This is a genomic window from Dietzia sp. B19, assembly GCF_014145155.1.
In the GTDB taxonomy this organism is placed as follows: Bacteria; Actinomycetota; Actinomycetes; order Mycobacteriales; family Mycobacteriaceae; genus Dietzia; species Dietzia natronolimnaea.
This window is the reverse complement of the sequence record NZ_JAALED010000417.1, coordinates 1-5,311: the sequence shown is the minus strand read 5'-3', so window position 1 is coordinate 5,311 and position 5,311 is coordinate 1. Positions and strand designations below refer to the sequence as shown.

General features: G+C 72.1%; 5 protein-coding genes. 1 reads left to right on the top strand and 4 read right to left on the bottom strand.

Annotated features, from left to right (window positions below; all coding sequences use genetic code 11):
• The 4 genes from G6020_RS12015 to G6020_RS12000 form a co-directional block, all read right to left on the bottom strand.
• Positions 1-453, bottom strand: a 453-nt coding sequence (locus G6020_RS12015) for an ATP-binding cassette domain-containing protein (RefSeq protein ID WP_182610791.1), incomplete at its 3' end; no start/stop codon positions are given.
• Positions 450-2,009 (bottom strand): iron ABC transporter permease, encoded by a 1,560-nt coding sequence (locus G6020_RS12010; RefSeq protein WP_347238371.1) that lies wholly within the window; start codon positions 2,007-2,009, stop codon positions 450-452. The genes G6020_RS12015 and G6020_RS12010, both read right to left, overlap by 4 nt.
• Positions 2,010-2,064: 55 nt before the next feature.
• Positions 2,065-3,090, bottom strand: coding sequence for an iron ABC transporter substrate-binding protein (locus G6020_RS12005; RefSeq protein WP_179524757.1), 1,026 nt, complete (start codon positions 3,088-3,090; stop codon positions 2,065-2,067).
• Positions 3,091-3,190: 100 nt separating this feature from the next.
• On the bottom strand, positions 3,191-4,597 hold the full coding sequence (locus G6020_RS12000) for an NAD(P)H-quinone dehydrogenase (RefSeq protein WP_179524756.1): 1,407 nt from the start codon (positions 4,595-4,597) through the stop codon (positions 3,191-3,193).
• A 152-nt stretch (positions 4,598-4,749) separates the two neighbouring features.
• Here G6020_RS12000 and G6020_RS11995 point away from each other — a divergent pair, with 152 nt between their 5' ends.
• Entirely contained in the window at positions 4,750-5,286 is a 537-nt protein-coding gene (locus G6020_RS11995) for a gamma-glutamylcyclotransferase family protein (RefSeq protein WP_179524755.1), read from the top strand.
• Positions 5,287-5,311: the final 25 nt, after the last annotated feature.

Sequence of the window (5,311 nt, the reverse complement as noted above, 5' to 3'; positions counted from 1 at the left end):
TTGCTGCCCGCCGGACAGCCGGGAGGGACGCTCGTCGGCCCGGTCCGCCAGCCCCACCAACTCGAGGACCTCACGGACCCGGGCCGCCCGCTCGGCGCGGCTGCGCCACCGCGCCACGGGATCGACCGGTACGAGTCCGAACCCGACGTTCCGGGCCACGGACAGGTGCGGGAACAGGGCGCCCTGTTGGGGGACCAGACCTATCCCGCGGTGCTGGGCGGGCAGTGGGTCCACGCGGCGGCCGTCGACGAGGATGCGTCCCGCCGAGACCGGGTGCAGCCCGGCGATCATGCGCAGCACGGTGGTCTTGCCCGACCCGGACGCACCGAGAACGGCCAGCGCCTCACCGGAGCCCACTGTCAGATCGAGGTCCCGGACGACGGTGGTGCCCCCGTACCCACCGGTCACGCCGCGGAGCTCGAGCACGCCGCCGGGGCGCTTCCTCACCGTCATGTGGCACCCACCTGTGTCTCCTCCGAACGGGCCGCGATGGCGGTCCGTGCCGGGACGCCTCGCCCGGACCCTCCCGCGCCCCACCCGAACGACCTGCCGAGGACCGCGGCGGGGATCACGGCCACGGCCACGAGCATCGCGGCATAGGGAGCGGCCTGGGAGTACGCCGCCACCTCGGTGTGGGCCCACATCGCGGAGGCCAGTGTCTCCGTCCCCGTGGGGCGCAGGAGAAGGGTCGCGGGCAGTTCCTTGGCCACGCTGAGGAACACCAGGCTGCCCCCCGCGAGGACACCCGGCATCGATAGTGGGGCGACGACGCGGAGGAAGGTCCGGAACCGGCCGGAGCCCAACGCTCCCGAGGCGTCCTCGAGCGCGGTCGGGATCGCGCCGATCGCGGACCGGACCACGCCCACGGCGAGCGGGAGGAACAGCACCACGTACCCGAACACGAGCATCGGCAACTGCTGGTACAGGCCGGGGACCAGCCGGATCCCCACGAACACCACGGCCAACCCGACCGTGATCCCGGGGAGCGCGAATCCGATCTGGGCGACCGCCTCGGTGGCCCGGGCGACCGGGCCGTTCGACCGGGCCGCGAGGATGCCGATGGGCAGGGCCAACATGATCGTCACGAGCGCGGCGATGCCCGACACCCCCGCGGTGGTGGCCGCCGCCGCGAGGACCGGTCCCCACGCCACGTCCACCTCGGCGGCGGCCCGCACCCACCGGACCAGCCCGACGAGCGGGGCGAGGACGCCACCGGTCAGGACGAATCCGACGACCACGAGCGCCGGCGTTCTGAACCGCCCGAGCGGGACCCGGTCGGGAAGGGAGTCCACACCGGCACCGACCCTGGCGACCTCGCCCCGTCGGGCCCGCCGCTCTCCCACCATCACCACCAGCGCCACCAGGATGAGCACGCAGGCCAGCACCGCCGCGGGCACCCGGTCGAACGAGGCGCGGTAGCTGTGGTAGATCCCGACGGTGAACGCCTCGTACCGCAGCATGGCCACGGCCCCGAAGTCGGACAGCGTGTACAGCGCCACCAGCAGCGCCCCCGCGGCGACCGCGGGCCGGATCTGACGCAACGTCACCCCGAGTACGGCCCTGACCGATCCGCGCCCCAGCGTCCTGGCCACCTCCTCCAGCCCGGGGTCCACGGCCCGCAGCGCCGCGGCCGCGGGGAGGAAGACGTACGGATAGCAGGAGATCGTCAACACGATGACGGAGCCGGGCAGGCCGAGGAACTGCGGGAAGTCCGCGACCCACAGGTAGCCGAGGACGTAGGAGGGCATCGCCAGTGGCACGCAGAGCAGTGCGCCGACCACCGGGGCCCCGGGGAGATCCGTCCTCACCGTCAACCACGCGAGCGCGACACCCACCACGACGCTGGCCGCGGTGACCAGGACCACCAGCACGACCGTGTTGACCAGCAGTTCGGCTGACCGACCGGACCGGACCACCTCGATGGCGTAGGCCGGGCCCCGTTCCCCCGCCCGGATGATCAGATAGACCAGCGGGATGAGGGCCGCGGAGCACGCCAGAGTGGCGGCCACCCCGAGGAGGGGGCGACCGCCACGCAGACGGGAACGGACGTCTATGACGGACCCGTCAGATCATGCCCACGCGCGTGAGCATCTGCTGGGTCTGCTCGAGCCCGTCGAGGTCCCCGAGGTCGATGTCGGGGCCTCCCAGGGTCTCGAGGGGGGGCAGGCCGACGGCCTCCGAGGTGATGCCCGGCACCACCGGGTACTCGCTGTCCTCCTCGAGGAAGTAGAGCTGGGCCTGCTCGCCGAGGAGTTCCTCCACCACGCGCAGGGCGTCCTCGGGCCGGTCCGTGGAGGCCAGCACGCCGACGCCGGCCACGTTGACCAGTGCGCCGGGGTCGCCCTTGGTCAGGTAGTGGACCCGGGCCCGCATGTTCTCCTCGCCCTTCTCCTGGGCGGTGTTGTACCAGTAGTAGTGGTTGGTGAGCCCGAGCTCGACCTCGCCGGTGTCGGCGGCCTCGAGGAGGGCCACGTTGTTGTCGTAGGTCCTCGGCTCGTTGGCCAGGAAGTCGCGGAGCCACTGCTCGGCCGCCTCGTCGCCGCGGTCGACCCGCAGCCCGGTGACGAACGACTGGAACGAGGCGTTGGTGGGGGCGTAGCCGACCTTGCCCCGCCACTCCGGCTCGGTGAGGGCGTCGATGGTGTCCGGCACCTCGGACTCCTCGAGCACCTCGGAGTCGTAGACCAGGACACGGGCGCGGAGGCTCGTGGCGACCCACGTCCCGTCGGTGGCCCGGTACTCGGCGGGGACCTGTGCGACCGTCGCCTCGTCGAGCCGCGTGAGCAGGCCCTCCTTGGACAACGCACCCAGCGCGCCGGCGTCCTGGGAGAAGAAGATGTCGGCCGGGCTGGCCTCGCCCTCCTCGGCGATCTGCGCCGCCATCTCGGGGGTGCTCGCGTACCGCACCTCCAGGTCGATGCCGGTGTTCTCCTCGATCTGGGCCAGCAGCGGGCCGACGAGGTTCTCGCTGCGGCCCGAGTAGACCACCAACGCGTCCGAGTCGTCTCCGGCGCCGTCCGTGGTGCAGGCCGCCAGACCCACCACGAGCGAACCGGCAGCGGCGATCGCGGCCAGGCGGCGTCGCATCATCACGGTTCCTCCCTCACAGTCCCGGTGCCGCGTCACGGGCACCGGGTGTGAGCTTAGCCTAAACTTATCCTGGCGCTCAGGCCGGTCCACCGGCCCGGGATCAGTCCAGGTCGTCGTGCCGCATGAGCTGCCGGGCGGCCTCGGTGATCGACCCGGTCATCGAGGGATAGACGGAGAACGACCCCGCGAGGTCACCCACGGTGAGCTGATTCCGCACGGCCACGGAGACGGGCAGGATGAGCTCGGAGGCGGTCGGCGCCACGATCACCCCTCCGATGACCACACCCGAGGCGGGGCGGCAGAACAGCTTGACGAAACCGCGGCGCAGACTGCGCATCTTGGCCCTCGGATTGCCCGCCAGCGGGAACACCTCGACGCGGGCGGGGACCTCACCGCTCTCGATCTGCGCGTGGGAGATTCCCACGGTGGCGATCTCGGGCCGTGTGAACACCGCCGAGGCCACGGTGCGGAGCTTGATGGGACTGACCCCCTCGCCCAGCGCGTGGTACATCGCGATCCGGCCCTGCATCGCCGCGACGGAGGCCAACGGGAACAGATCGGTGCAGTCGCCCGCCGCGTAGATGCCGGCGGCGGTGGTCCGCGAGACGCGGTCGACCTTGATGTGACCGCTGCGCTGGACCTCGATGCCGGCGCTCTCCAACCCGAGGTCGCCGGTGTTGGGAACCGAACCGACGCACATCAGTGCGTGCGAACCCTTGACGGTCCGGCCGTCGCCCAGTCGGACGATGATCCCGTCCTCGTGGTGTTCGACCGCGTCCGCACGCGCGTGCTTGACCAGCGACACGCCACGCTCGCTGAGGGCCTCCTCCAGCACCAGCGCCGCGTCGGCGTCCTCGTGGGGCAGCACACGGTCGCGGCTGGACACCATGGTGACCTTGACGCCCATCTCGGTGAACGCGGAGACGAACTCGGCGCCGGTCACACCGGAACCCACGACCACCAGGTGGGAGGGGAGTTCGGTGAGGTCGTAGAGCTGCCGCCAGGTCAGGATCCGCTCCCCGTCCGGCTCGGCGCCGGAGAGGATGCGCGGGTTGGACCCGGTGGCGACCAGGACCACGTCCGCGTCGAGGATCTTCTCCCGGCCGCCGTCCAGCGACACGTGGACGCGGTGCGACGCCATGCCCGGCTGCGAGTCGTGCAGTCGCGCGGTCCCCGAGAGCAGTCGCACGCCCTCGCGCTGGAGCTGGGACCTGATGTCGGCGGACTGGGCGCGGGCCAGGGATTTGACCCGACCGTTGACCTGGCCGAGCCGGTACGCGGTGGGGTCGAAGTGCATCTCGACGCCCATCTCCTCGGCGCGACGCATGTCGGTGCGCACACCCGTGGTGGCGATGAACGTCTTGGACGGCACGCAGTCGGTCAGCACGCAGTTGCCGCCGATCCCCTCGGCGTCCACGATCGTGACGTCCGCACCGTACTGCGCGGCCACCAGCGCGGCCTCGTAACCGGCGGGTCCGCCGCCGATGATGATGATGCGCTGGGTCACAGGTGGTCCTCCACGGGTCACGGGGTCGGGGCCGGGCGCCGCGGGCCACTGTGGTGGACCGCGTCGCGTCCGCCGTACACGGTAGTCGAACCGGCGGCACGCGGCCGGAGGACGCCGGGTCCACACCCGGCGGAGGGACTACTCTGGTCGCCGTGCCTCTCTACGCCGCGTACGGGACCAACATGCATCCCGAACAGATGAACGCCCGCGCGCCGCACTCCCCGTTCGCCGGAACCGGTTGGCTGGAGGGCTGGCGCCTGACCTTCGCGGGCGAGGACCCCACGTGGGAGGGCGCCGTGGCCACCGTGGTCGAGGACCCCGAGTCGAGGGTGTTCGTGGTGCTCTACGACGTCCCCGACGAGGACGCCCGCGCCCTCGACCGATGGGAGGGCACGGACCGGATCCCGGCCCGGAAGATCCGGGTCCGGGTGGAGCGCCGTCCCACCGTCCCCCCCGGCCCCCCGGTGGGGGCCCAGGAGTCCGAGTTCGCGGTCGCCTCGCCCTCCCCCACCGCGCCCGAGGGCACCGAGCTGGTCTGGCTGTACGTCATGGACGCCTTCGAGGGGGGCCTGCCGTCGGCGCGCTACCTCGGACTGTTGGCGGACGCGGCCGAGTGCGCGGGTGCCCCCGACTCCTACGTGCGGCAGCTGCGCACCCGGGAATCCCGCAACGTGGGCCCGGGCGCCTAGCGTCGTGCCGTCCGTCCCCCTGCCG

What these genes read in the sequence shown, in the direction of transcription:
- G6020_RS12005 (WP_179524757.1), bottom strand. Translation starts at nt 3,090, where the DNA reads ATGATGCGACGCCGCCTGGCCGCGATCGCCGCTGCCGGTTCGCTCGTG.